The organism is Ruegeria sp. CDSB136 (assembly GCF_059610965.1).
In genome coordinates this window covers 142,942-169,348 of sequence record NZ_JBXWOP010000002.1, presented here as the reverse complement: position 1 = coordinate 169,348, position 26,407 = coordinate 142,942, and the positions used below count along the sequence as shown (strand labels likewise).

General features: G+C 60.4%; 28 protein-coding genes. 16 read left to right on the top strand and 12 right to left on the bottom strand.

The features are described from left to right. The first annotated feature begins 43 nt into the window (after positions 1-43). The 3 genes from recR (at position 44) to AC2FIR_RS03225 (ending at position 1,878) form a co-directional block, all read left to right on the top strand. Positions 44-637, top strand: a complete 594-nt coding sequence (gene recR, locus AC2FIR_RS03235) for a recombination mediator RecR (protein WP_170614298.1) — start codon at positions 44-46, stop codon at positions 635-637. A gap of 67 nt (positions 638-704) precedes the next feature. Further along, positions 705-1,268, top strand: coding sequence for a histidine phosphatase family protein (locus AC2FIR_RS03230; RefSeq protein WP_496745044.1), 564 nt, complete (start codon positions 705-707; stop codon positions 1,266-1,268). A gap of 121 nt (positions 1,269-1,389) precedes the next feature. Continuing rightward, on the top strand, positions 1,390-1,878 hold the full coding sequence (locus AC2FIR_RS03225; protein ID WP_496745046.1) for a hypothetical protein: 489 nt from the start codon (positions 1,390-1,392) through the stop codon (positions 1,876-1,878). Here the strand turns inward: AC2FIR_RS03225 and AC2FIR_RS03220 are convergent. After that, entirely contained in the window at positions 1,875-2,516 is a 642-nt protein-coding gene (locus tag AC2FIR_RS03220) for a ribonuclease T2 family protein (protein ID WP_496761903.1), read from the bottom strand. The genes AC2FIR_RS03225 and AC2FIR_RS03220 overlap by 4 nt on opposite strands. Before the next feature lie 130 nt (positions 2,517-2,646). On the opposite strand from AC2FIR_RS03220, the gene AC2FIR_RS03215 reads away from it, so the two are divergent. Together AC2FIR_RS03215 and AC2FIR_RS03210 are read left to right on the top strand one after the other, a co-directional pair. Beyond that, entirely contained in the window at positions 2,647-3,408 is a 762-nt protein-coding gene (locus AC2FIR_RS03215; protein WP_170807341.1) for a DUF1013 domain-containing protein, read from the top strand. Positions 3,409-3,461: 53 nt separating this feature from the next. Continuing rightward, positions 3,462-3,851: a hypothetical protein gene (locus tag AC2FIR_RS03210; RefSeq protein WP_170614293.1), complete on the top strand. Its 390-nt coding sequence runs from the start codon at positions 3,462-3,464 to the stop codon at positions 3,849-3,851. 55 nt (positions 3,852-3,906) lie between these two features. On the opposite strand, the gene AC2FIR_RS03205 is transcribed toward AC2FIR_RS03210, so the two are convergent. Continuing rightward, positions 3,907-4,938 carry a permease gene (locus AC2FIR_RS03205; RefSeq protein WP_496745050.1) on the bottom strand — a complete coding sequence of 344 codons (1,032 nt, stop codon included), beginning with the start codon at positions 4,936-4,938 and terminating at the stop codon, positions 3,907-3,909. Beyond that, positions 4,931-5,239: an ArsR/SmtB family transcription factor gene (locus tag AC2FIR_RS03200; RefSeq protein ID WP_170807456.1), complete on the bottom strand. Its 309-nt coding sequence runs from the start codon at positions 5,237-5,239 to the stop codon at positions 4,931-4,933. Before AC2FIR_RS03200 ends, AC2FIR_RS03205 begins: the two co-directional genes overlap by 8 nt. Positions 5,240-5,375: 136 nt before the next feature. On the opposite strand from AC2FIR_RS03200, the gene pdxR reads away from it, so the two are divergent. The 6 genes from pdxR to AC2FIR_RS03170 all read left to right on the top strand — a co-directional run bounded on the left by pdxR (position 5,376) and on the right by AC2FIR_RS03170 (position 14,506). Beyond that, complete coding sequence (gene pdxR / locus AC2FIR_RS03195) at positions 5,376-6,836, top strand: MocR-like pyridoxine biosynthesis transcription factor PdxR (RefSeq protein WP_321249500.1); 1,461 nt, start codon at positions 5,376-5,378, stop codon at positions 6,834-6,836. 228 nt (positions 6,837-7,064) lie between these two features. Further along, on the top strand, positions 7,065-8,840 hold the full coding sequence (xsc, locus tag AC2FIR_RS03190) for a sulfoacetaldehyde acetyltransferase (protein WP_170614289.1): 1,776 nt from the start codon (positions 7,065-7,067) through the stop codon (positions 8,838-8,840). A gap of 22 nt (positions 8,841-8,862) precedes the next feature. Beyond that, entirely contained in the window at positions 8,863-9,870 is a 1,008-nt protein-coding gene (gene pta, locus AC2FIR_RS03185; RefSeq protein ID WP_170619273.1) for a phosphate acetyltransferase, read from the top strand. A gap of 89 nt (positions 9,871-9,959) precedes the next feature. Beyond that, the gene (locus AC2FIR_RS03180; protein WP_496745053.1) at positions 9,960-12,782 is read left to right on the top strand and encodes a molybdopterin oxidoreductase family protein; all 2,823 of its coding nucleotides are present in this window, start codon (positions 9,960-9,962) and stop codon (positions 12,780-12,782) included. Positions 12,783-12,884: 102 nt separating this feature from the next. Continuing rightward, on the top strand, positions 12,885-13,634 hold the full coding sequence (locus tag AC2FIR_RS03175; protein ID WP_170614286.1) for a 4Fe-4S dicluster domain-containing protein: 750 nt from the start codon (positions 12,885-12,887) through the stop codon (positions 13,632-13,634). Continuing rightward, a complete protein-coding gene (locus tag AC2FIR_RS03170) occupies positions 13,634-14,506 on the top strand; it encodes a dimethyl sulfoxide reductase anchor subunit family protein (RefSeq protein WP_496745055.1) in 873 nt (290 codons plus the stop codon). Before AC2FIR_RS03175 ends, AC2FIR_RS03170 begins: the two co-directional genes overlap by 1 nt. 139 nt (positions 14,507-14,645) lie before the next feature. Here the strand turns inward: AC2FIR_RS03170 and dapA are convergent, their stop codons facing one another. Continuing rightward, positions 14,646-15,518 (bottom strand): 4-hydroxy-tetrahydrodipicolinate synthase, encoded by an 873-nt coding sequence (dapA, locus tag AC2FIR_RS03165; protein WP_496745057.1) that lies wholly within the window; start codon positions 15,516-15,518, stop codon positions 14,646-14,648. A gap of 133 nt (positions 15,519-15,651) precedes the next feature. On the opposite strand from dapA, the gene AC2FIR_RS03160 reads away from it, so the two are divergent. After that, positions 15,652-17,616, top strand: a complete 1,965-nt coding sequence (locus AC2FIR_RS03160; RefSeq protein ID WP_496745059.1) for a lytic transglycosylase domain-containing protein — start codon at positions 15,652-15,654, stop codon at positions 17,614-17,616. Here the strand turns inward: AC2FIR_RS03160 and AC2FIR_RS03155 are convergent. Further along, complete coding sequence (locus AC2FIR_RS03155; RefSeq protein WP_170614282.1) at positions 17,590-18,459, bottom strand: DMT family transporter; 870 nt, start codon at positions 18,457-18,459, stop codon at positions 17,590-17,592. The genes AC2FIR_RS03160 and AC2FIR_RS03155 overlap by 27 nt on opposite strands. Further along, positions 18,456-19,121: a tRNA (5-methylaminomethyl-2-thiouridine)(34)-methyltransferase MnmC2 gene (gene mnmC2 / locus AC2FIR_RS03150; protein WP_480813022.1), complete on the bottom strand. Its 666-nt coding sequence runs from the start codon at positions 19,119-19,121 to the stop codon at positions 18,456-18,458. Before mnmC2 ends, AC2FIR_RS03155 begins: the two co-directional genes overlap by 4 nt. Positions 19,122-19,176: 55 nt before the next feature. On the opposite strand from mnmC2, the gene AC2FIR_RS03145 reads away from it, so the two are divergent. Then, positions 19,177-20,211: an NAD(P)/FAD-dependent oxidoreductase gene (locus tag AC2FIR_RS03145; RefSeq protein WP_496745062.1), complete on the top strand. Its 1,035-nt coding sequence runs from the start codon at positions 19,177-19,179 to the stop codon at positions 20,209-20,211. Here AC2FIR_RS03145 and AC2FIR_RS03140 read toward each other — a convergent pair. The 4 genes from AC2FIR_RS03140 to AC2FIR_RS03125 all read right to left on the bottom strand — a co-directional run bounded on the left by AC2FIR_RS03140 (position 20,203) and on the right by AC2FIR_RS03125 (position 23,224). Then, complete coding sequence (locus tag AC2FIR_RS03140; RefSeq protein WP_170679491.1) at positions 20,203-21,015, bottom strand: HTD2 family dehydratase; 813 nt, start codon at positions 21,013-21,015, stop codon at positions 20,203-20,205. The two genes, AC2FIR_RS03145 and AC2FIR_RS03140, sit on opposite strands and share 9 nt — an antisense overlap. Before the next feature lie 51 nt (positions 21,016-21,066). Next, positions 21,067-21,609, bottom strand: coding sequence for an NADPH-dependent FMN reductase (locus tag AC2FIR_RS03135; protein ID WP_170614278.1), 543 nt, complete (start codon positions 21,607-21,609; stop codon positions 21,067-21,069). Positions 21,610-21,741: 132 nt separating this feature from the next. Next, positions 21,742-22,413, bottom strand: coding sequence for a YiaD family glycine zipper/OmpA-like lipoprotein (locus AC2FIR_RS03130; RefSeq protein ID WP_170679489.1), 672 nt, complete (start codon positions 22,411-22,413; stop codon positions 21,742-21,744). Positions 22,414-22,531: 118 nt separating this feature from the next. Then, positions 22,532-23,224 (bottom strand): helix-turn-helix transcriptional regulator, encoded by a 693-nt coding sequence (locus AC2FIR_RS03125; RefSeq protein WP_170614276.1) that lies wholly within the window; start codon positions 23,222-23,224, stop codon positions 22,532-22,534. 106 nt (positions 23,225-23,330) lie between these two features. Between AC2FIR_RS03125 and AC2FIR_RS03120 the strand changes: the two genes are divergently transcribed. After that, positions 23,331-23,522 carry a hypothetical protein gene (locus tag AC2FIR_RS03120; RefSeq protein ID WP_170807328.1) on the top strand — a complete coding sequence of 64 codons (192 nt, stop codon included), beginning with the start codon at positions 23,331-23,333 and terminating at the stop codon, positions 23,520-23,522. Positions 23,523-23,524: 2 nt separating this feature from the next. On the opposite strand, the gene AC2FIR_RS03115 is transcribed toward AC2FIR_RS03120, so the two are convergent. After that, on the bottom strand, positions 23,525-24,172 hold the full coding sequence (locus AC2FIR_RS03115) for an RluA family pseudouridine synthase (protein WP_496745066.1): 648 nt from the start codon (positions 24,170-24,172) through the stop codon (positions 23,525-23,527). 98 nt (positions 24,173-24,270) lie between these two features. On the opposite strand from AC2FIR_RS03115, the gene AC2FIR_RS03110 reads away from it, so the two are divergent. Next, a complete protein-coding gene (locus AC2FIR_RS03110; protein WP_480813017.1) occupies positions 24,271-24,681 on the top strand; it encodes a nuclear transport factor 2 family protein in 411 nt (136 codons plus the stop codon). 2 nt (positions 24,682-24,683) lie between these two features. Continuing rightward, positions 24,684-25,394, top strand: a complete 711-nt coding sequence (locus AC2FIR_RS03105; protein ID WP_170614272.1) for an SGNH/GDSL hydrolase family protein — start codon at positions 24,684-24,686, stop codon at positions 25,392-25,394. Here the strand turns inward: AC2FIR_RS03105 and rarD are convergent. Continuing rightward, positions 25,385-26,290 carry an EamA family transporter RarD gene (gene rarD, locus AC2FIR_RS03100; RefSeq protein ID WP_496745068.1) on the bottom strand — a complete coding sequence of 302 codons (906 nt, stop codon included), beginning with the start codon at positions 26,288-26,290 and terminating at the stop codon, positions 25,385-25,387. The two genes, AC2FIR_RS03105 and rarD, sit on opposite strands and share 10 nt — an antisense overlap. Positions 26,291-26,407 lie beyond the last annotated feature (117 nt).

The window sequence follows — 26,407 nt, the reverse complement described above, 5'->3', positions numbered from 1 at the left end:
TACTCCCGCCGGAGGCTCCCTTCGGTGCCAAACAGGACAGGCCGTGAGTTCGAACAGCGACATCGACAACCTGATCGACCTGATGGCCAAGCTGCCGGGCCTTGGCCCGCGCTCGGCCCGTCGCGCTGTTCTGCACCTGATCCGAAAACGCGCCCTGCTGCTGACACCGCTCTCGGACGCAATGCAGCAGGTCGCCGCCACCGCCCGCGAATGCCTGAATTGCGGCAATGTCTGTACCGCTGACATCTGTGACATCTGCGACAGCGAGGCCCGCGCCACCGGAGAGCTTTGTGTCGTCGAGGATGTCGCTGATCTTTGGGCGATGGAACGTGCCGGTGTCTTCAAAGGCCGCTATCACGTTCTGGGCGGTACACTTTCGGCCTTGGACGGTGTCGGCCCGGACGAGTTGCGCATTCCCCGCCTCAAAGACCGCGTGACGGCCGAGGGCATCACCGAGATCATCCTTGCCCTGAACGCCACAGTCGACGGACAGACCACCGCCCACTACATTGCCGACCAGTTGGAGGGACAGGTCCGCCTGACCTCACTTGCGCAGGGTGTGCCAATTGGGGGTGAGCTGGATTATTTGGACGACGGGACGATCACGGCGGCGCTGAGGGCGCGGAAAGAACTGTAAGGTCACAGAACCTGCCCCGAGAACATTTTTGAATCATGCTTTGATTTTCCAGAGTTGTGCGTAACTTATGAGCAGATATCCCGATCTATTCGTACTGCGACACGGCGAAACCGAGTGGAATACTCTTGGGAAATTTCAAGGCCGCAAGGACTCTCCGCTGACCGAAACGGGCAAGGCGCAGGCGCGCACTCAAAACCAAATTCTGAGCCGCATTCCGAACACACCCTCTCGGGTCGTCGTCAGCCCGCAAGAGCGCGCGCAGCACACGGCTCGGCTCGCGATTGCACCCCATCTTCAACTGGAAACTGACCACCGCCTGCAGGAAATCGCATTTGGCAAATGGGAAGGTGTATCCAAGAACGTCATCAGGTCGCAGATCGACTACGCCTACGAAAGCTATTTGTGGTTTTTTTGTAGCCCTGGCGGTGAGAGCTTTGAGGAGATATCGGCGAGAGTTAGATCCTTTCTGGATGAGCAAGAAGAACCCTCAATCATTGTGACCCACGGTGTAACTTCTTTGGTGCTAAGGGGGATCTGGCTGGGCCTGGATCAGGAAGATCTGCTTAAGCTGCCTCGCACACAAGGGTGTGTCTTCCATCTTTCCAACGGAACGGAAACGATACTTCGGTAGAGGCGGCTGCAGTATTATCCGACACGTGCCTGCTGCACGCTTTCTGATCACAGCCTTTGGTTATGCGCAAAACTGCGCTAAGGATATCCAAACACTACCATTTTAGCTGGAGCGTTCCCCGATGACCCGCCTTCTCGCCTTCACCTTTGCAGCTTTCACCGCAACCTCCGCTCTGTCGCAACAACTTGTCGACAAAGGCTTTGTCGAGGGCTGGAACATCATGATGGACCCCGCACTTGGCAACGGGTGCCTGATCCAGACGATCTATCAGGATCTGTCGGTCGTGCGGCTGGGCTATGACGCGTTGGGCGATCGCGGATACTTCACCGTTTATAACAAGGCATGGGGCGATATCGAACCGGGGAAAAACTATCCGATCCGGTTCGATCTGGACGGCAAGAGCTTTGACGCCACCGCCATCGGGTTCAGGCAGGATCGCGTGCCAGGGGGGACGGTGTTTTTCACCGACCGCAACTTTGTAAACGCGATTGCGCTGAACAGAACCATGACTGTCTACAACCCGGCAGGTGAGCGTGTGATGGCAATCGACCTCAAAGGCACGGCCAAGGCGCTGGAGTATGCGCGGGACTGCCAGAACAAGAAGCTCTAACGAATCGGATCGAACAAGGCGTCCTTGGCGGTGCAATCGCGGATCACATCCCGTCCGCAAGGCACCGGTTTCAGGTCGCGCGACAGACACAGGCGGACCTCTTCGATGTAACCCTGTTTGCAGGTCACGGTGATCATATCGCGTTCAAGACCGGGGTTTGCTTTCACAAACGCGTCCTCAACGACCGAGGCGGGCAGTTTCACCGACGCATCCAGTTTACGAAACACCGGTGGGCGTTCAACGCGCTCATAGGCTTGGCGGGACAATGCGAAATAGTCAGTCGCGCTGAGGCCCGTACAGGTGCCGTGCTTTTTCCACTGATGCCACGCCAGACCGGAACTGCCCTGAATGTCTTCCATTTCCCGGGTCATGCGGCGCGTTGGCGGTGACTCTGGCGTGCGGCAGTAGGCTGGCCAACCCTGATGGTATTGCGGCCAGAGACCATGCAAAATCCAGCCGCGATCATGCCGCGCATCGCATTGGTCCGATCCGCGCGCATCGCCTTCGCGGGCGCACCAGTTGGGCGACCAGCTGAGCGCCAGTACGAAATAGTCGAACTCACCCGCCTTTTCGCCGTCGGCCAGCGCCGCCATTGAACCGAACACCCACAAAACCAGCCCCATAATCCATTGGCGCATTCGCCTCTTCCCTTCTTGCCTTCCGGCGACTATATACGGGCCAAGTTCCCCGACAACGGAAACCTGCCCCAACACCAAGGGGCCGCCGAATTCCGGCGACGGGAAAGATGTATTTATAGGAGATGGGCTGATGGCAAAACCGCTTATGGCCAAGGCAACAGCCGTATGGCTGGTGGACAACACCACGATCAGCTTCAAGCAGATCGCTGATTTCGTAGGAATGCACGAGCTTGAAGTGCAGGGCATCGCGGATGGCGATGTTGCTGCTGGCGTCAAAGGGTTCGACCCCATCGCCAACAACCAGCTTACCCAGGAAGAAATCGACTCGGCGCAGAACAATCCGCTGCACAAGCTGAAGCTCAAGTTCAATCCCGCCGCCTCGGGCGAGGAAAAGCGCCGTGGTCCGCGCTATACCCCGCTGTCGAAGCGTCAGGACCGCCCGAACTCGATCCTGTGGCTGGTCAAATTCCACCCAGAACTCAGCGATGGTCAGATCGCCAAGCTGGTCGGCACCACCAAGCCGACCATCCAGTCGATCCGCGAGCGTACCCACTGGAACATCGCCAACATGCAGCCGATCGACCCGGTTGCGCTGGGCCTGTGCAAACAGTCCGAGCTGGACGCGATCGTTCAGAAGGCCGCCGCCAAGAAAGCCGCCGAAGGCGGCGTCATGAGCGACGACGAACGCCGCAGGCTGGTGTCGACCGAGCAGTCTCTGGAAATGGACGCCGCGCCCAAGATCCCGACTGCCATCGAGGGTCTCGAGACCTTCTCGCTGTCCGATGACAGCGATGACAAGGAAGAGAACGAACCGATCGTGGACGCCGACAGCTTCTTCAACCTGCCCAAGGGTGGTGGCGAGGAAGAGGATGAAGACGATCTTCGCCCATAATTGACGTGTGACCCCGGCCCGACTGGCCGGGGTTTTGCTTTTTTGGAAGAACCATGCTGAACGTACTGTCAGCCATTTTTGGCCCGCATCGCGCTGTATCCATCTATGCTTTTGTCCAGACGAAGGGTCTGGCCATCGCCGGTGTGCTGGCCCTCATCGCCGTAACGGCAGGTTTGCTGATCCTGAATGACGACGGCGTGCACGAACACGACTCGTTTTTTGTCGCCGATGTTCTGTCCGCTTCGCCGATCAATGGCGATCTGAAGAACGGCGTCGTGGCGTCGGTGCGCCTGCCGGATGGTTCAGCGGCATCGATAACGTCGACCGAAGCTCCGATTGCACAATCAGTTGGCACCAGCGCTTGCGTCGAAAAGCGGGTTTATGTGGAAAGCGGCGAGGCGCGGTACCGGTTCAAATTACCACGATATTGCGAGGCTGGCTGAGCCGCCACGATCTAATTGAAACCGCCCGGCCTGAACGCCGGGCGGTTTTTCATTTTCAGATCATCTCGAACAGTATTCCGGCGATGATTGCACCGCTGATCCCCAGGCCCAGATAGGTAGCAAAGACACGGGGTTTGACCAGCGACCAGACCGCGGCCATTGCCGGGATCGAGCTGACTGCGCCTGCGACCATGAAGGACATGGCGGCACCCGCGCTCATCCCCTGCTCGGTCAGGCCGGCCAGTAGCGGCGGTGCGACGTAGGAATTCAGATAGGCAGGCATGCCAACCAGCGCCGCGATCACGATCGGCAGGACACCGTCACCACCGACAACCCGGGCGATCATGTCAGCCGGTACATAGCTAACCAGAAGCGCCTCGAGCACATAGGCCAGCGCCAGCCATTTGAGCAGGAACACACCATTGTGCACAAACTCGGACCGGAAGCGCACGCGGCGATCGGGGTCCTGCCAGAAACGCCAGACCGGTTTGTCGTCCTTCTTCGGGCCGCAGCCGCAACAACCGGCGGGTTTGTATTCACGCAGAGGCTGCGAGAAGGCGCCGTTGCGCATCAGGGCGCGCACCACGAACCCGCCGAACAGCCCAAGCGCCACTGCCGCAACGGCTTTGCCTACGGCAAACGGCCACCCCAGTGCCCCGGCCGTGATCAACAACGTTGGCGGATCGATCAGGGGTGAGCTGAGCCAGAAGGCCATAACGGCCGACAAAGGCGCGCCAAGGGCCAGAAGTCCGGCGATAAACGGGATGACCTCGCACGAGCAGAACGGAGCCAGGCCACCAAACAAGGCGGCCAGAAAGATCATTCGTGTCTCGCGCCCCTCAAAGGCCCGTGCCACCATGACCTCGGCCCCTGTTGCCTTGAGATAGGACAGCAGCAACACGGCAAACAGGATGTATTGACCGGTATGGGCCAGCGCCTTGCCGGCAAACGTTACCACCTCGGTCCAGTTTCCGGAATCCAGAACAGCGACGGTTGCAAGAAGCGCCACGATCACTGCCCAGGGCGTTTTAATCAGATCGGCGACGGATCTGGCCGGTACCTTCGGATTTTGTGTCAGTTCAGCCATCGTTCGCGGCCTTTCCCACTTCGTCCATGCAGCACTCACTCAGAATGAACTGGGCAAGATCCCGAAGCTCATCGAAACAGGCGCGGTTAATCGTGGTGCGCCCGATCTTTTCCTGTTCCACGACACCACCAGCGGCAAGGAACCGCAGATGATGGGCCAACGTCGATGGCGCAATGCCCGTGCGACTTTGGATTTCGCCCACGGTCAGGCCCGCCTGCCCGGCGCGGACCAGGGTCTTAAGAACTTTCAGCCGGGCCTCGGACCCCATGGCTGAAAACCCTGCAGCAGCGGTTTCCCACATTTTCATCACCTCTATTAAACTAATTTTCTAGTTATTTAGGTTTATGGTTTCATCGTGTCAACAGATTTTTGCCAAATCGTGCCACAAGATGTTAAGTCCAGATTGCCCCGCGATTAAGTCCACTCTATAAGGCCCTATGGGGATATCGGTCGACACATTCTTTCTTGAGCTGAACGGACAGGGCACGCTGCAGGCGCAAATCCAGCAGATGATTGCCGAAGGCATCTTGTCAGGGCGGTTCCACGTTGGCGAAAAACTGCCCTCGTCCCGCAAACTTGCCGCGCATCTGGGCGTCAGCCGGATCACGGTGACTCTGGCCTACACCGAGCTTCTGGCAAATGACTACCTGACTGCCAAAGGGCGGTCCGGGTATTACGTCTCAAACAACGCGCCGGTGCCGCCAAAATACACTCCGGTTCAGCGTGGGGCTGAAAATGTTGACTGGAATACCGCGCTGGCGCGCCGGTTCTCCGAAGGCGATGTCCTTCCCAAGCCCAGCGACTGGCGCGATTACCGGTATCCTTTCATCTACGGCCAGGCAGACCGAACCCTGTTCGATCACGCAAACTGGCGTCTGTGCGCCGTACGGGCGCTGGGTCACAAGGATTTTGCCTCGCTGACCGGCGACTATGTGGATCAGGATGATCCCCTGCTGATCGAGTTTATTGCCCGTCATACCTTGCCGCGCCGGGGAATCGCGGCGCGCCCAGAAGAGATTCTGATCACGCTGGGCGCCCAGAACGCGCTTTGGCTGGCCTCGCGTATACTGCTGAACAAAACACGCAAGGCGGCGATTGAGGACCCCTGCTATTACGCCCTCCGCGAACTGTTGAGCCACTCCGAGTGTCAGCTCACACCGCTGAAGGTCGACCGGGACGGCCTTTCGCCGGACATCATCCCCGACGATACGGACGTCATCTTCACCACGCCAAGTCACCAAAGCCCGACCACCGCGACCATGCCGGTGTCTCGAAGGGGCGAACTGCTGAACAGGGCGCGCCAACTGAACGCGATGATCGTCGAAGACGATTACGAATTCGAGATGTCCTTTCTTGGCGCGCCCTCACCCGCTTTGAAATCCATGGACCGGGACGGGCGCGTAATCTACGTCGGCAGCTTCTCGAAATCTTTGTTTCCCGGTTTGCGCCTTGGCTACATGGTCGGGTCCGAGCCCTTCATTCGCGAAGCCCGCGCCCTGAGATCGCTGGTTCTGCGCCACCCGCCCGGCCACATCCAGCGCACGGCCGCCTATTTCTTGTCGCTCGGGCACTATGACGCGCAGATCCGACGCATGTCGAACGCGCTTTCCCAAAGGCGGGACGCCCTTGAGAAAGCCGTAGAACAATACGGCCTGACGGTTGCCGGTCGCGGTATGTTGGGCGGATCATCGATATGGATGTCGGCACCCGACCATGTGGATGCGACACAGCTTGCGCGCAACCTGCAAAGCCAAAGCGTACATATCGAACCGGGCGAGCCATTCTTTTCCGGACCGGACCGCCCGCAGAACTTTTACCGCCTCGGATATTCGTCAATCACTTCGGATCGCATAGCCCCGGGTATCAAGCTGATTGCCGACGCAATCCGCGCGTATTAGGACGCCCGGCTTTCAAACAGAATCGCCCTGTGCCTCACCCTCCCAAGGACGCCAACGGCGCGACAGGGGACCGGCGGTACCTTTTATTGGCGAGTGATCCGACCCGACTCTGGACATATTCCGCCGCGCGTTCTGGCCCTAACGCAGCTGCCACCCTTGCGCCAAAACCATATGCAAAGGCAAGGCAAGGTGCCTGGCCCGTTCCACCTTTGCTTGGAGAGCGCACACATGAAAATGACCACGGAAGAGGCCTTTGTTAAGGTCCTGCAAATGCACGGAATCGAACACGCGTTCGGGATCATCGGGTCGGCTATGATGCCGATCTCCGACATTTTTGGAAAAGCTGGCATCACTTTCTGGGATTGCGCACACGAAGGCTCGGGCGGCATGATGGCCGACGGCTACACCCGCGCCACCGGCAAGATGTCGATGATGATCGCGCAGAACGGCCCCGGCATCACCAACTTTGTCACCGCCGTCAAAACCGCCTACTGGAACCACACCCCGCTGCTGCTGGTCACCCCGCAGGCCGCGAACAAGACCATGGGTCAGGGCGGCTTCCAGGAAATGGAACAGATGCGCATGTTCGCGGACTGCGTCTGCTATCAGGAAGAAGTGCGCGACCCCTCGCGGATGGCCGAAGTTCTGAGCCGCGTGATCACCAAGGCCAAGCGCGCCTCGGCACCGGCACAGATCAACGTACCGCGCGACTTCTTCACCCAGGTTGTTGATATCGACCTGCCTGCCGTCGTCGAATTCGAACTTCCCTCGGGCGGCGCATCCGCCGTCACCGAAGCCGCCGCGCTGCTGTCGGAAGCCAAGAACCCGGTCATCCTGAACGGCGCCGGTACTGTTCTGTCCAAGGGCGGAATCGAGGCATCGAAGGCGTTGGCCGAGCGTCTGGACGCGCCGGTTTGCGTTGGCTACCAGCACAACGACGCTTTCCCCGGCTCCCATCCGCTGTTTGCCGGCCCGCTGGGCTACAACGGTTCGAAAGCGGGTATGGAGCTGATCAAGGAAGCCGACGTTGTTCTTTGCCTTGGCACCCGTCTGAACCCGTTCTCGACCCTGCCCGGCTATGGAATGGAGTACTGGCCCACAAACGCCAAGATCATCCAGGTTGACATCAACCCCGACCGTATTGGCCTGACCAAGAAGGTCTCGGTTGGCATCGTGGGCGATGCGGCCACCGTTGCAACCAATATTCTGGCGCAGCTTTCGGACACAGCAGGCGATGAAGGACGCGATGCGCGCAAGGCGAAAATCGCGGAAACCAAGTCGCGCTGGGCGCAGGAACTGACCTCGATGGATCACGAGCAGGACGATCCGGGCACCACCTGGAACGAACGCGCCCGTGCTGCCAAGCCCGACTGGATGAGCCCGCGCATGGCGTGGCGCGCCATTCAGGCCGCACTGCCGAAAGAGGCGATCATCTCGTCCGACATCGGCAACAACTGCGCCATCGGCAACGCCTACCCGTCGTTTGAGGCAGGCCGCAAATACCTGGCCCCCGGCCTGTTCGGCCCCTGCGGCTATGGCCTGCCATCGGTGATTGGCGCCAAAATCGGCTGCCCGGACACTCCGGTCGTTGGCTTCTCGGGCGACGGTGCCTTCGGCATTGCCGTGACCGAACTGACCGCCATCGGTCGTGACGAATGGCCCGCCGTGACCCAGATCGTCTTCCGCAACTACCAGTGGGGTGCGGAAAAGCGGAACTCGACCCTGTGGTTCGACGACAACTTCGTCGGCACCGAACTGGACACCAAGGTCTCGTACGCCGGAATCGCGCAGGCCTGTGGTCTGAAAGGCGTCGTTGCCCGCACCCAGGACGAGCTGACCGCAGCACTGAACCAGGCGATCGAAGATCAGAAGAACGGCATCACCACCCTGATCGAAGCCTTGATCAACCAGGAACTGGGCGAACCGTTCCGCCGTGACGCGATGAAGAAACCCGTCGCCGTTGCCGGTGTGTCCGCAGACGACATGCGCGAACAGATCGTGTAATTGCAGGACGGAGCCGGAGCGCATGACCCTGACACCCATCGAGCTGTTGCGTCAGCGCGCCCCGGCAACCCGACCTGTAATTTCCTTATGCGAAGGCAGTGATCCCCGCATTGTTGCGGGGGCGCTAGCCGCCCATGCGGCTGAACTGGCCGATGTCATTCTGGTCGGCGTACACGCCGACATCGAAGCCACTCTGAAAGACCTGGGCGCGTCCGCATCAGATGGCGTGACGATACACGACCCTGCAACTTCGGATCTGACCGAAGAGTTTGCCCAAACCTATTTCGAACTGCGCCAGCACAAAGGCGTGGATCAGGCCAAAGCCCGAAAAGCCGCCGAATCTCCTCTGGTTTATGCCGCCATGCTGGTTCGCAGCGGGCGCGCCACCGGAACGGTTGGCGGTGCTGTCCATACCACCGGTGATATCGTGCGGACGGCCATTCAGGTGATCGGCATGGCGCCGGACGCGGGAATGGTGTCCTCATTCTTCCTGATGTACCCGCCAGAAAACGCAATGCCCGGCGCGCGGGCGATGCTGTATTCCGATTGCGGCCTTGTGATCGATCCCAGCGCTGCAGAGCTGAGCAGGATCGCACTCGCATCATCCAACTCCGCGCGGGCATTGCTGTGTGTTGATCCCAAAATCGCCATGCTCAGCTTTTCAACCAAGGGCAGTGCGAAACACGCCGCTGTGGACAAGGTCATCGAAGCCACCGAAACCCTGCGGCAGACGGCACCAGATCTTGAGGTCGACGGCGAATTGCAGTTCGATGCGGCCTTCGTACCATCGGTCGGAGATCGCAAATCCCCCGGATCGTCTGTGGCCGGTCAGGCCAACGTCATGATCTTCCCCAATCTCGACGCGGGCAATATCGGCTACAAAATCACCCAGCGCCTTGGCGGATATTCTGCCATCGGCCCGGTTTTGCAGGGGCTGGCACAGCCGGCCAACGACCTGTCACGCGGCTGCAGCGCCGAGGATGTGACTCAGATGATCGCCGTGACCGCCCTGCAGGCCGACGGAACATAGAACTTATATTTGCGCCGTTCGCAGAACGGTGTTCTCAATTCGGAATGAAAGTGACAAGTTCATCCCGACACAACCGACAGGACCCGCCAATGACGCATCAGCAGCCGATCCTAGACACTTCTCCCAAGGTCTCGGACGAGATCAGGCGGACCACCTGCTATATGTGCGCCTGCCGTTGCGGCATCAATGTGCACATGAAAGACGGCAAGGTCGCCTATATCGAAGGCAACCGCGATCACCCGGTGAACAAGGGCGTTCTGTGCGCCAAGGGCAGTGCCGGGATCATGCAAGTCAACGCGCCGTCACGGCTGCGCGCACCGTTGAAACGGGTTGGGCCGCGCGGCTCGGGCGAGTTCGAAGAAATCAGCTGGGACGAGGCGCTGGACATCGCCGTCGGCTGGCTGAAGCCCTTGCGCGAAGACAACCCCGAGAAGCTGGCCTTTTTCACCGGCCGCGACCAGTCCCAATCCTTCACCAGCTTCTGGGCGCAGAATTTCGGCACCTGTAACTATGCAGCCCATGGCGGGTTCTGCTCGGTCAACATGGCAGCTGGCGGCATCTACACGATGGGCGGCGCATTCTGGGAATTCGGACAGCCCGACTGGGATCACACCAAGCTGTTCATGCTGTTCGGCGTGGCCGAAGACCATGACAGCAACCCGATCAAGATGGGCATCGGCAAAATCAAGGCGCGCGGCGCGCGGGTGATCGGCGTGAACCCGATCCGGTCGGGCTATAACGCTGTTGCTGACGACTGGGTTGGCATCACACCCGGCACTGACGGATTGTTCATCCTGTCGATGATCCATGTGCTCATGAAAGCCGGCAAGATCGATCTGGACTATCTCAGCCGCTACACCAACGCGCCTGTGCTGGTAAACGCCTCGGACGGGCCGGAACAGGGCCTGTTCCTGCGCGATACAGACGGCAAACCGCTGGTCATTGATCGTGCAACCGGCGAACTGACCGCCTTTGACAAACCCGGCGTGCGCCCAGACCTGTCGGCCACCTACGAAAAAGACGGCGTCACCCACCGCCCGGTCTTCCACCTGATGGCCGAGAAATACCTCAGCGAGGAATACGCCCCCGAAGCCATCGCCGAAAAGTGCGGCATCCCCGCCAAGCGCATCCGCGCCATTGCAGCGGAACTCGCCCGCGTCGCCTTTGACGAGGCCTTCCAGATCGATCAGGAATGGACCGATTTCCGGGGCGAGAAACATGACAAGATGATCGGCCGCCCCGTCGCCATGCACTCGATGCGCGGCGTCTCGGCCCATGCCAACGGATTCCAGACCTGCCGGGCGCTGCATGTGCTGCAGATCATTCTGGGCACGGTCGAGGTGCCCGGCGGCTTCCGGTTCAAACCGCCCTACCCCAAACCGGTCGAGGCACACCCGACGCCACACTGCAAGGTCACACCGAACTCACCGCTGGACGGCCCGCATCTGGGCTTTGTACGCGGTCCGGATGATCTGGCGCTGAAGGCCGACGGCAGCGCAGCGCGGATCGACAAGGCGTTCACCTGGGAAAACCCGATGTCCAGCCATGGTCTGATGCATATGGTGATCTCGAACGCACATGCCGGCGATCCCTACAAGATCGACACGCTGTTCATGTACATGGCCAACATGTCCTGGAACTCGACCATGAACACCAAGGGTGTCATGGACATGCTGACGGACAAGAATGAAAACGGCGAATATGTGATCCCGCATATCATCTATTCCGACGCCTATTCCTCGGAAATGGTCGCCTATGCCGACCTTATCCTGCCCGACACCACCTATCTGGAGCGGCACGATTGCATTTCGCTGCTTGACCGCCCGATCTGCGAGGCGGACGGCGCCGCAGACGCCATCCGCTGGCCGGTGATCGAGCCTGACAGGGATGTGCGCGGGTTCCAGACGGTTCTGATCCAGCTTGCCAACAAGCTGGGCCTGCCCGGCTTTACGAACGAAGACGGCGCCGCCAAGTACACCGATTACGCCGACTATATGGTCAACCACCAGCGCAAGCCGGGCATTGGCCCGCTGGCCGGCTTCCGCGGCGAGAACGGCGATCAGGCCGGGCGCGGCGAGGTGAACCCGGATCAGTTGGACCGTTACATTGAAAACGGCGGGTTCTACGTCGAACATGTGCCGGATGAGGCGCTGTACTACAAACCCTGGAACAGCGCCTATCAGAACTGGGCCGTCAACCTGGGCCTCTATGACAGTCCACAACCATACCTGTTCCAGCTCTACTCCGAGCCGATGCGAAAATTCCAACTGGCAGCCGAAGGGCATGGCGAGCGCCAACCGCCCGATCATCTACGCCAGCGCATCAAGGACACGATGGATCCTTTGCCGATCTGGTACGAAACCGATCAGACCGGGAACGAGGGGTTCACCGTCAACGCCCTGACCCAGCGGCCCATGGCAATGTATCACAGCTGGGGCACCCAGAATGCGTGGCTGCGCCAGTTGCACGGACGCAACCCGCTCTATGTGCCGACCAAACTGATGCGAGAACACAACCTGTCGGACGGCGACTGGGCCAAAGTCACGTCTCCGCATGGTGAAATCACCGTGCCGGTGATGGAAATGGCGGCGCTGAACGACAATACTGTCTGGACCTGGAACGCCATTGGCAAACGCAAAGGCGCGTGGGCCCTGCAGGAGGACGCCCCCGAGGCCACCAAGGGATTCCTTCTGAACCATCTGATCCACGAGCTTTTGCCCCCGAAAGGTGACGGGCTGCGTTGGGCAAACTCCGATCCAATCACCGGGCAGGCCGCATGGTTCGATCTGAAAGTCAAAATCGAAAAAGCAGCCGCGCCGCAGGAAATGACGGAAAGCCAGCCGGCCTTCCCACCGATCAAATCACCTGTCGGAACCGGTCCGACCGATCTGGCATGGAAGGTGGGCAAATGACCGAGGTCCAAACTTCATCTGGCCAGAAATATCCCGGGGGTGAATTGAGCCGGAGGCTCAAGAGGGGGCTGGCCCCCTCCCCGGCAGCGGAGATCCAATGACATGACCCAACTCCCTCAGTCAACCGAGCGCAAGATGGGTCTGGTGATCGACCTGGACACCTGTGTCGGCTGCCACGCCTGCGTGATTTCCTGCAAAGGCTGGAACACCGAAAACTATGGCGCGCCTTTGTCGGATCAGGATGCCTATGGCGGCAACCCGTCGGGGACTTTCCTGAACCGCGTGCATTCCTACGAGGTGCAGCCTGCCGAAGGGCACGCCCAGCTGATCCACTTCCCCAAATCCTGCCTGCACTGCGAAGACGCGCCTTGTGTCACCGTCTGCCCGACCGGAGCCAGCTACAAACGGGTCGAGGATGGAATCGTACTGGTCAATGAAAGCGACTGCATCGGTTGCGGCCTGTGTGCATGGTCCTGCCCTTACGGCGCCCGCGAACTGGATCAGGCCGAAGGGGTGATGAAAAAATGCACCCTCTGCGTCGACCGGATTTACAACGACAACCTGCCCGAGGTGGATCGCATCCCGTCATGTGTGCGTACCTGCCCCGCCGGGGCCCGGCATTTTGGCGATCTGGGTGATCCGAACAGCGATGTATCAAAACTGGTCGCCGAACGGGATGGCATGGATCTGATGCCGGAAATGGGCACCAAGCCCGTCAACAAATACCTGCCGCCGCGCCCGAAGGACACTGTCGAAGAACAGATCGACATCCTGGCACCGCTTCTGGCACCCGTCGCCGAAGAACCTAAGGGCTTTCTGGGCTGGCTCGACAAAACTCTGGAGAAGCTCTGATGCATCCGGCACCTTCCGTTATCATCTTCACCACGCTGTCCGGCCTTGGTTTTGGCCTGCTGTTCTTTCTTGGCCTTGGCAGCCCGGACGTCACCGGCTGGGTGGCTTTTGTTTTCTACGCTATCGCTTATGGTCTGGCCGTTGGCGGCCTGATGGCGTCGACCTTCCATCTGGGCCACCCCGAACGCGCGCTGAAGGCGTTCACCCAATGGCGATCAAGCTGGCTTTCGCGTGAGGGCTGGTGCGCGGTCATCGCATTGGTTTTTATGGGCCTCTATGCCTTTGGCGCGGTCTTTCTGGGCCAGAGCTGGAGCGTTCTGGGCGCCTTGGGGGCGCTGTTTTCACTGGCGACCGTGTTTACCACCTCGATGATCTATACCCAGCTGAAAACCATTCCACGCTGGAACATGAAACTGACCCCGCTCATGTTTCTTACCTTCAGCCTGGCTGGCGGCGCCTTGCTGGCCGGACAGACGGGATTGGCCCGTCCCCTGCTGATGATTGCCGGGTTGGTTCAGATTCTGTACTGGGTGCGGGGCGACAAAGCCCTTGCGGCTTCAGGGACCGATCTGGGCACCGCAACCGGGCTTGGGTCGAGGGGGACCGTCCGGGCGTTTGAACCGCCGCATACCGGGACCAACTACCTGTTGCGCGAATTCGTGCATGTGGTCGGACGCAAACACGCCGAAAAGCTGCGGATCATTTCGTTCACGCTGGCCTTCCTGGTCCCCGTTGTGTTGCTGGTATTGCCGTTCAGCCATTTCTTTGTGCTGTTGGCGGTGCTGTCGCACCTGGCTGGCGTTGCCGTATCACGCTGGTTGTTCTTCGCTCAGGCAGAGCATGTGGTCGGACTGTATTACGGCAAGCGTTGAAACGAGGGGGCCAGCCCCCTCCTGAACCATAGGCTCAGTCCACCACCGGGGGAATTTCGAACCAAAGAAGTCCGGATACCGGAAAGAAATAGGGCGGCTTCACCCGGTGAATTCCGCCCTTTTTTCGTCTCGAACGCGTTCAGAGAAGTCCGGCGTGGGCCATTGCCGCGTCGATGGCGGATTTTGTGCTGCTGTCCAGCCCTGTCAGGGGAGAGCGCACGTCTTCACTGCAACGGTTCAGTTTGCTGAGCGCGTATTTGGCGCCGACAAGGCCGGGTTCGATGAAGATTGCTTCGTGCAGGGGCATCAGACGGTCCTGATAGGCCAGCGCCTTGGCGTAATCACCTGCAAGGGTCGCCTGCTGGAATTCGGCGCACAGGCGCGGGGCCACGTTTGCCGTCACCGAGATGCATCCGACCCCGCCATGCGCGTTGAAGCCCAGAGCGGTCGCATCTTCCCCGGACAATTGGCAGAAATCGGTACCGCAGCTTGCCCGCTGCTGGCTGACCCGCGCCAGATCGCCGGTTGCATCCTTCACCCCGACAATGCGCGACAGCTGTGCCAGTTCGCCCATTGTCGCCGGTGTCATGTCGATCACCGAGCGGCCCGGGATGTTGTAAATGACAATCGGAATACCCGCGCAATCATGCAACGCCCTGAAATGGGCAATCAGACCCTTTTGGGTCGGCTTGTTGTAATACGGCGTGACAACCAGAGCCGCAGCCGCGCCGACCTTCTCGGCGAACTGCACGAACCGGATCGCTTCGACCGTGTTGTTGGATCCGGCACCCGCGATGACCGGTACGCGGCCGGCAGCGGCCTTGACGACCTCTTCCACCACCACTTCGTGTTCTTCATGGCTGAGCGTTGGGCTTTCGCCCGTGGTTCCCACAGGTACCAGCCCGGTCGAACCTTCCTGGATCTGCCATTCCACCAGATGTTTGAGCGTGTCCAGGTCCAACTCACCGTTTCGGAACGGGGTGACGAGTGCTGGCATCGAGCCTTTGAACATGGAACGCTCCTTAGCGTACAGTTTGCTGTGAACGCGCCACCCTTTATCACAATCTTCGGTTTGTGAGTTGATCCCGGCGGCGCAAGGTTTATCCTGAATGGCTGTATCCTTGGTTGGTTGGGAAATGCAAGGGATGACACGTTTTCTGGCGGTATTGATCACCGTGATTCTTTGTTCGACGGCTCAGGCGCGCGCGGATGCCGCCGCGGACCTGCGCGCCGCGCTGAACGAGATGCGCAAAGGCGACTGGAACGAGGCCCTGCGCGTCGCAGGAACGCGCGGGTCGGTGTCTCGTGACATCATCGTCTGGCACTGGTTGCGCAGCGGCTTTGGCAGTTCGGGCGATGTACTTGTGTTTCTCGACCGCCGGTCGGACTGGCCCGGACTGGGGTGGCTGCGCCGCAAAAGCGAACCTTCGTTCACCGGGGCCGACCCGGACCGGGTATTGAAGTTCTACGACGGCTCACCGCCGCAAACCGCTGAGGGTGCCTTGAATTTCGCGGTTGCCCTGATGGCCAAGGGTCGCAGGGGCGATGCCGAGGCGGATATCGTGATGGCCTGGCGCACGATGCCCATGGGGTCGGGTTTGCAGAAGGACTATCTGGAAAACTTCGGCAAATTGCTGAAACCGCATCACGCGGCCCGGCTGGACCGTATGCTCTGGGACGGGCATCTGGTTAGCGCTGATCAGATGTTGCCGCTGGTCAGTGCGGATGAACGCAAATTGGCCGAAGCCAGAATCGCGCTGCAAAAACGCCAGCCCGGTGTGGATGCAAAGATTTCGGCAGTACCGGACTCGCTGGCGTCGTCAGCCGGGTTGGCCTTCGACCGATTCGTATGGCGGGACCGCAAGGAACTTGACGACAGCGCCATCGATTTGATGCTGGAACGCTCGACCAGCCCACAGGCGTTGGGCGAGCCGGACAAATGGGCCGAAGGGCGGCGCAGGCTGGCGCGGCTGGAGATGCGCAACGGAAATATCGCACGCGCCTATGACGTGGCGGCCAACCATCACATGACGCCCGAAATGGGCTATGGTTACGCGGATCTGGAATGGCTCGCCGGGTTCCTCGCGCTGCGCAAACTGAACGATCCGGATACGGCCGTGCGCCATTTCCAGAATTTCTCGGCCGCAGTTCAGTCGCCAATTTCCAAAGGGCGCGGCGGCTATTGGCTGGGCCGGGCCTATGCGGCGCAGGGCGATGCGGACAAGGCCTATGACGCCTACGTAATCGGCGCGGATTACCAAACTTCCTTCTATGGCCTGCTGGCTGCCGAGCGCATCGGGCGCCCGTTTGACAGCGAGCTGGCCAACCCGCGCCGTGCACCGCATTGGAAACAGGCCGGGTTTGCGAATTCCAGTGTATTGGAAGCTGGGCTTCTGCTGCTGCGAGCCGGCGAAGATAATCTGACAGAACAGTTTCTGACCCATCTGGTGGAAGGTCTCGATCCGGTTGAGGCCGGTCAACTGGGTGATCTGGTGCTGGAACTCAAGGAGCCACATCTGGCAGTCATGATCGCCAAGCGCGCCGCCAGAACAGGATCGGTTCTGCCTGCGGCCTACTACCCTGTCCATCCGGTGGCCGATATGGGCCTGCCCATGGCGAAAGAAATGACCCTAGCCATTGCCCGCAGGGAAAGCGAGTTTGACCCGGTCGTGGTCAGCGGAGCCGGCGCACGTGGTTTGATGCAGGTCATGCCAGCCACCGCCAAGCTGGTCGCGCAGGAGATGGGTATCCTCAGCGGCCATCAGACCGGACGCCTCACATCGGACTGGCAATACAACGCCAAGTTGGGGGCGAACTACCTGTCCGGGCTGGCCGCCGAGTTCAACGGCAACGTGGTCATGATGGCGGCCGGGTACAACGCGGGACCCAAGCGTCCGATTTCGTGGATGGAACGCTTTGGCGATCCCCGCGCCGGAGAGGTCGACGTCATCGACTGGATCGAAACCATCCCGTTCAGCGAAACACGCAACTATGTCATGCGCGTCGCGGAAAGCATGCCCGTCTATCGCGCGCGTCTGGGCAAGCCGGCCCTGCCCATTCCGTTTTCGCAGGAACTTACCGGCTCAACCCTGGCGTCTTTCGCGCCATAGGGTGAACAGACCTGCCGCCACGACAAGCGCCGCGCCCACGACAACAGCTGGGCGCAGCGTTTCGCCAAATATCGAAATGCCCAACAATGCGCTCCAGACCAGATGGAAATAGGCAAAGGGCTGAACTGCGCTGGCTTCCGCCATTTCATAGCATTTGATCAGCAACCAATGCCCTGTCACGCCGCTGACGCACAATAGTGCCATCCACAACCAGTCCGCCTGGGCCATCGGTTCCCAGAACCACATGCCAACCAGCGTCATGGCCACCGCCCCGACGACACCCGTCCAGAAAAAGCTGGTGGCCGTGCTGTCGCGACGGGCAACGTATCGGGTCAGCAATCCATAGACCGCAAACATCAGGGCCGAAATCAAAGGAATGACAGCCCAGGGGTTGAAGACGCCAACACCCGGTTCGAGAATGATCAGGACTCCGATGCATCCTACCCCGATCGCAGACCAGCGCCGCCAGCCCACCTTTTCACCCAGAACCGGCCCGCTGAGCGCGGCCACTAGCAGGGGATAACAGATGAAAACGGCCATGCTGTCGATCAGCCCCAGAACCGTGAATCCGAAAACGGCCACACAGATCTCGGCCGCCAGCAACACGCCCCGGATGACCTGAAGCCCAAGCTGGCTGGTTTGTGTTGCCGCCTTCAGCCCGCCGGGTGCACGGGCCGCGATGGTGATGACAAATGCCGCGAAGAACCAATACCGGATCATCACGACCATGTAAGTGTTGTAGGTTCCGGCCAGATGACGCGAAATCCCGTCCTGCAACGCAAAGACGATTGTGGCCGCGACCATCAGGGCGATCCCGGCCCGCACGTTGTTCTGCTGACTCATTCTTTGATCGCCCGTGTCATGTGCCGTTTGCGCCCGTATCCGGGCGAACGCGTGACTGAAAACCCGGCCTCGGTCAACGCACGCCGCACGAAACCGGCCGCAGTATATGTCGCGACTGTTCCGCCAGCCACAGTGTGACCGGCGACCTGCTTTATCAGGTCCGACTGCCACAACTCCGGGTTCTTGGCCGGGGAAAACCCGTCCAGAAACCAGGCGTCCGCAATGTCCGACCAAGCGGGCAGGGTTTCACGCGCGTCGCCTTCGATCACTTTCAGGTGCAGTGTGCCAAGATCGCATTCGCCACCTTGCCAATGCGCCAGAAACCGGCTGCTCCAGGGTTGAAGCTCTGGGAAACATGCCAGTGCGCGTGCCATGTCTGCAGGATCCATCGGAAAGGCTTCGAAACTGGTGAAGCTCAGAGGCGTCGTTTGGCCCGATGCCTCCCACGCGGACCAGACCGTCAGCATGTTCAGGCCGGTTCCGAATCCAAGCTCGGCGATTCGGAAACCCGGCGCGAAGCGACCGGGCAGATCGTTGCCCGTCAGAAACACATGCCGTGTCTCTTCCAGCCCGTTCTGGAGCGAGTAATATGGATCGTCGAACCGGTCCGAAATCGGGATCTGCTCGTCCGTCCAGGTCAGTTCGGCGCGCTGGTCTGCCATCGGGGAATCCTGTAGCTAGGCGGCGCGACACTGAACAAGGAAAAGGGGATTGGCAATGGTCGATGTGACAGTGCGTGGCGCGGGTATTTTCGGCCTGTCCATTGCCTGGACCTGCGCGCGGCGCGGCGCAAAGGTGCAGGTAGTCGATCCTTTTGGTCCCGGCTCGGGCTCCAGCGGTGGTCTGGTCGGTGCACTGGCGCCTCATGTGCCGGAAAACTGGAATGCCAAAAAGGCATTTCAGTTCGACAGCCTGATCATGGCCCAAGCGTTCTGGAACCAGGTCGAGGCGACAGGTGGCGTGTCACCCGGTTATGCGCGTCTGGGTCGCCTGCAGCCCATCGCTGACCAGCGCAATCTGGATCTTGCGCATCAGCGCGCTAAAACGGCCCTCGAACTGTGGCAGGGACAGGCAGAATGGCGCGTTGTTGAAACCGCCAAGGCTGGCGCCTGGTGCCCGCCCAGCCCGACGGGATACGTCATCCACGACACATTGAGTGCGCGCATGCTTCCCAGACGGGCCTGTGCCGCGCTGGTTGCGGCCCTGTCCGTGATGGGGGTCGAAATTGCCACAGACGCGCCCGACCGGGGTCGGGTCGTACACACCACCGGATTGGCGGGCCTGCTGGAACTGAACCGCCACTATGGCAAAACTGTTGGCAATGGGGTCAAGGGCCAGGCTGCCCTGCTTAGGTTCGATGCAGGGTCGGTGCCTCAGCTTTTTGTTGATGCAATTCACATCGTGCCCCATGCGGACGGCACTCTGGCCATCGGATCGACATCCGAGCGGGACTATGAAGACCCTTCCAGCACCGACAGCGCCCTGGAAGACGTGATCGACCGCGCCACGCGCGCCGTTCCCGTTCTGCACGGCACCGAAGTGATTGAACGCTGGGCCGGGGTCCGCCCCCGCAGCAAAAGCCGCGCACCAATGCTGGGCGAACATCCTATGCACCGGGGTCAGTACATTGCCAATGGCGGCTTCAAGATCGGTTTCGGTATGGCCCCCAAAGTGGCCGATGTCATGGCCGATCTGATACTGGAAAAACGCGATCAGATACCGGAGGGATTCAGACCCGAAGCCTCACTCTGACACCGGAGTGGCAACCGCCTGCATACATTTCCGGCCGTCCGGCCCCGCGACCCACAGCTCGCGACCGTTCCGGCACAGGGCCGCCGTTTCGAAGTGCATGAGTGGGGAGGACGCGCGGAACGAAAACTCGGACAGCGGCCCCATCAGATCGGTTGCAAACAACATCAGATGCTGCGCCAGCAACGGTCCATGAACGACAAGCCCGTCATAGCCTTCAACGTCGCGCGCATAGTCCAGATCATAGTGGATCCGGTGGCCATTAAATGTCAGTGCCGAATACCGAAACAACAAAGTTGAGGAAAACCTAAGCTCTCGGCGATCCGTTTGGTCGGTTCTGGCCGTTGGCGGCTTCGGCTTGATTGCATCAGCCGAAGGGTCTTCACGGTAAACAAGATCCTGCCATTCCGTCAGACACAGATCTTCCCCCTGCCAGATCTCGTGCCGCAAGGTGACAAAACCCAGCGGCCCGGTCCGGCCAGTTTTTGACGTGGCGCTTTCCAGAAAGGACCGGCGCCGGGCTGGCTTGCCCGCGACCAGGGGCGCGCGGAACCGCAACCGGCCTCCGGCCCACATGCGACGTGGCAGGCCCAGATCCGGGATCAGGCCGCCGCCCACCCTGGGGTGCCCATCCCGGCCAAGCTGATCGGGTGGAAGCGGTGACCAGAAATACAACTGGTGAAAAAACGGCGGAAGCGGTGCGCCCGCCGCAACGGAAACTGGTTGTCCCAGCGCCACCTGCAAGGCAGCGGCGCGCGCGGGATCCATCATGTCCTGCTGTGTTTCGGCCCGAGTTTCATCTGACATGCCCGCACGTTACGCGCCAGGGCATTGCGGAACAAGTACCGCGCCTTGGCCTCAGAAACCGGCCTCGGCTTTCAGCTTCTGCATCAGCGTCCGCAGCGGGTTCTCATAGCGCTCGCTACTCAGCCGCCCCTGATCGTCAAATGCGTTCGAGCTGTCGGCAAGATGGATTTCAGGACCTTGCAAGATGCGCGTCTGAAACGGCACCATATAGGCGCGCAACATCATCTGCGCGCGTTCGCCGCCGGCCCGACCAGCGGCGGCGGACATCACCGCAACGGGCTTGTCCGCCCATGGTTTGCCACTGGTTCGGCTGACCCAGTCCAGCGCGTTTTTCAGCACACCGGACGGCCCCTTGTTGTATTCCGGGGTCGAAATGATCACCGCATGGGCCTGCGCAATCTGGTCAGCCAGCACCTGAACCGACGCGGGAATGCCCTCACCCGCCTCCAGATCACCGTCATACAGAGGCAGGTTGAGGTCGGCCTCGATGAAAGTGCCGGGCTCGAACAACCGCGCGGCCTCGCGCAGCAACTTTCGGTTTGTCGCGTTCTGGCGCAACGAACCGGACAGGCCCAGAAGGGTCGGTTCGGACATTATCGGGAACTCCGCTTTGTTGTTTTCGGGAACTTATACGGGGATAGACCGGGACCATAGCCCTGTTGACGCACAGTCAGTGCGCATGGACAGGGCAAGAGAATGTGCCCTGTCCACGATTGTTGGATCAGATCAGGCGTTGCCGCTGGGCACGACGACAATCTCGACCCGACGGTTCTGCGCCTTGCCATCCGGCGTCAGGTTCGAAGCGACCGGATTGTTTTCACCCTGACCGATTGTAGTGATGCGGGAATAGCTGACGCCATTGGCCTGCAGGATATCGGCCACGGCATTGGCCCGCCGCTCGGACAGGCCCTGATTATAGGTGGCGTCGCCGTCGCTGTCGGTATGGCCGATGATCTGAACGTTCGAATTCGGGTAGTTGACCAGATTCTGCCCCACCTTCACCAGATCGGACCGCAGCCCCGGGCGCACGGTTGAGCTGTCGGTATCAAAGGTGATGTCATTGGGGACGGTGACGATCAGGCGGTCGCCTGTATTGACGATGGTGATCCCGTCATTGGCCAGTTGCTGACGCAGTTCCGCCGCCTGGCGATCAAGCTGATTGCCGATGACGCCGCCACCTGCGGCACCAATGGCACCACCGGCCAGCGCACCCAAAAGCGGATCCGAGTCATTTGCAATAGCACCGACGCCTGCACCGATCAAACCGCCCAGCAAGGCACCCTGCTTTGCATTCTGATTGGGGTCACTTTGCACTGAAAGCGTACCTGGGTCGGTACATGCGCCAAGAACAAGTGCCGAACACAGCCCGGCAGAAATAACAAACTTGGAAATCGTCATGGATTTACCCTCTGCTCATGAACCCGTTCATCGGGTTTGATTTGTTTGGGCCAGTATATCACGGCAGGCCGTTGAAGCCTCAAGCAACATTCCGGTGAAATCGGCAATTACCTGCCGGTCAAGCAGGGGCTGATGACGCATCCCAATTGTTGTTCTCCTGCCAGATGTTGCGCAGCGGCTGGCCCTGACCGCAGAAATGCGCGTCCAGAACGTCACACGCCCAGATCCGGTCCGTGCGAAAGTGTCGAAACCCGTTTCGCAACTCGCACCATGCCGCCAGCATCGTGCATTCGATGTGATAGATCAGCGCAACCGGGCGTACGACACGTTCCGTACGTTCGTCTTCGGAATTGACGTAAACCAGCCTGAGTTTCTGTTCCGCCCGGATTGCCTCGCGGTAGCTGGCAACCGGAACACACCCTTTGTCAGGATCGTCCCGAGGCGCCCCCCACGGCGCCACCTGCAACCAGTCTGCGGGCACCTGCAGCGCTTCGATTTTTCGGCAAACGCGGTCTGCGGCCTGTTGCAGGGTGCTGTCACCCGTGCGGGCCAGCATTGACAGTCCAACCCACAGCGCCTCAATCTCTTCCGCATCAAAGTTCAGCGGCGGCAGATCATACCCCCGGCGCATCACGTAGCCCACGCCCGCCTCTCCTTCGATCGGCGTCCGCTGCGCCTGCAGAGCCGCGATATCGCGGTACACGGTGCGAACAGATACTTCCAGTTGCTCAGCCAGCGCATCCGCTGTCACCGGCGCATCGGACATGCGCAGGATCTGGATAATTTCAAACAGACGGGTAGATCGGCCCATCGCATCCTCCTGACGGTCTGCTGACACAATAGCACACCCCACTGACAGAGTAGTGTCAGGAGAGGGCTGCAATGCTTGGCATATCACGAACAAATGGAGAGCAATCATGCCAAGCCGCGACAACCACGTCATGATGACGCTGAAACTCGGAAGATGGTCGCAGGATCACACCTTGCGCGGGTTTGAGATTGAACGCCAGATCATGGCCGAACGCCACTGTCGGTCCGTGCAACAGCGAAGGCGTGTCAGACGATTTTCTCTGGGCAACCTCAAGATGATATGGGGCTGGGTGCTTTAGCTTCAGAAATCGGGCTTGGCCCTGAATTTCATCGCAACTCCGCCTTCGGGGTTCTTCAGGCGCAGCTCTTCGGAATGCAGCATCAGGCGCGGGTAATCCCGCGCCGCACCCGTCGCATAGAACGGATCACCCAGGATCGGGTGCCCCAATGCCTGCATGTGAACCCGCAGCTGATGCGACCGGCCCGTTTTGGGAAACAACCGGATGCGCGTGCTGCGGTCCTCATGTCGGACGACCCGCCAGTCCGTCACCGCAGGTTTGCCGGTCTCGTGACACACCATCTGGCGCGGCCGGTTTGGCCAGTCGACGATCAGAGGCAGGTCAACCGTTCCGGATTTGGGCTCAACCTGGCCCCACACATGCGCAACATAGGTTTTGCGCGTCTGGCGCTGTTCGAACTGCTGACCCAGATGGCGTTGCGCATGCGGTGTTTGTGCAAACACCATCACACCTGACGTGTCCCGGTCCAACCGGTGAACAAGCAGGGCCTGAGGAAAAACCGCCTGCACCCGGGTCAGAAGGCAATCCGATAGATGCTCCCCCCGGCCGGGTACCGAAAGCAGGCCCGGCGGTTTGTTCACCACGATCAGCTGCGCGTCTTCATGCAGCACATCCAGTGGCGTGTTCGGGGGGGTGTAGGTCTCGCTCATGCGGGCTTGCCTATCGCAGCGCGCGACCTCCCGCAACGTCGTCCTTGCCTGCGACCCATCGTTCGGCAACTCTCGGACCCAGTTGAGGAGGAACAGAGATGCATCCGACAATCGAGCGCATGCAGGACGCGGTTGCAAAAGGTGACGAGGCCCGGATACCGGATCTGCTGGCCGAGAATGTGCAGTTCCTGCCGCCGACTTATTACAGCACATGGACCGGGCGTGCACCGGTTGCGGCGGTGCTTGGGCATGTCAGCCAGGTGTTTTCCGAGTTTCGCTATCGCCGCGTTATGGGCGAAGGTTGCGACTGGGCTTTGGAGTTCCAATGCAAGGTCGGTGAACTGGATGCCGTGGGTGTGGATTTGATCACGCTAAATGACGATGGCCTGATCCAGAAATTCGAAGTGGTCATGCGCCCGCACAAAACCGTCGGCGCCCTGCGCGAGGCGATGATGGCGCGGGTGATGAGCGACGCCCGCTTTCTGGAATTTCGCAAGGCGCTGAGCTGACCATGCGTGCTCCTGTCGCCCCTGATCAGCTTCTGCGCCTTCCGCTGCTGCCGGTTCTGGCGATGCAGGGCCTGTCTGTCCGGCGCAATGCCCAGATGCTGCCCGAGCCATCAGGGCCGCGCGAAGGCCGAGATGGCCGCGGGCCCCGGCTGCGGTTGCTGATCACGGGTGACAGTTCGGCTGCCGGCGTAGGCGCAGGCACGCAGAAACAAGCCTTGTCCGGGCAACTCGTCCAGCGGCTGGCGCGGCACTATTGTGTTGAATGGCGGCTGGAGGCTACGACCGGCCATACAACGCAGGATACTATAGACCGTCTTGGGGCACTGAATACTCAGTTCGATGCCGTGGTGACGGCGCTGGGTGTGAATGACGTCACCCGCGCCGTGACGCAACGCCGGTTTGCCGAACGACAAACCCGCCTGATGTCTCTGCTGACAGGCACCATGGGCGCGCGGCGCGTGATTGTTACTGCAGTCCCGCAAATGGGCCGTTTCCCGGCGCTACCCCAACCTTTGGCCTGGGTTCTGGACCGTCAGGCGCGACGGCTGGATCAGGCGCTGCAGAAGGTGGTCGCAGAGCGCCCTCAGTGCCGGCACCTCGTGCTGGATTTGCCGGATGACCCGGCGCTTGCCGCGCCAGACGGGTATCACCCCAGTCCGAAAACCTACGCGATCTGGGCGGATGAAGTTGCCCGCGCGCTGCGTCAGGACTGAGCCCGAATCTGCCGGATCATCGGAACCGAATAGACAATCAAAGCCGCCCAGATCAGCGGAAAGGCGATCATGCGACCACGATCGATTTGTTCTCCAAACAAGGTAATCGCGGTGATGAAGATCATGGTCGGGGCGATGTATTGCAGAATGCCCATGGTGGACAACCGCACCAACTTGGCGCCGTTGGCGTAAACCAGCAAAGGCACCGCCGTCACCACACCGGCACCCACCAGCAGCATCGTGTCCGCCCCAGCCATCCCAAAATGACCGCTGCCTTGCGCACCCAGCCAGGTCACGTAGGCTAGCGCCGGGATCAGAAGAACCAGAACCTCGAGAAGGAACCCCTGGTTTGGCCCGATAGGAAGGGAGCGTTTGAAGAACGCGTAAAAGCCCCAAGTAAACATCATACCCAGTGCGGCCCAGGGCAGTGCTCCGGCTTCTAGCACAAGTATGATGACGCCCAGCGCTGCCAGCCCAACCGCTACTATCTGCGTTCGGTTCAAAGGTTCGCGCAGCAAAACCGCGCCCAGCGCAATGCTGAACAAGGGGTTGATATAGTACCCCAAGGCCGCGTCCAGCGCCCGTCCGGTGGCAATAGCCCAGACATAGATCGCCCAGTTCACTGAAATCAAAGCGGCCGTCAGGCAGGCCATGCCCAGCATTTTTGGGTTTCGCAGGGCCGCCTTCAGATCACCTGTACGTCCAAGCGCGACCAGCAACAGACCGGCGACCGGCACGGACCAGATCACCCGATGGGCCACAATCTCGACCGGACCGATATGCGCCATCGCCTTCATGTACAGCGGCAGAAACCCCCACAGTACATAGGCGGTTACAGCCAGCGCCAGACCGCGCGGCGTATCGACGTTCTGAGTTGGAGCAGCGATGTCCGCCATGTCAGGTCTCCGGCTGATACCGTTCGTCTTTACGGCAGTTCAGGCCGGGTTGGGAACTGTGATTTCTGTGAACGCACGTATCAAGAACCTTGATAGGATCGCGCCTTGGGCTTTCAG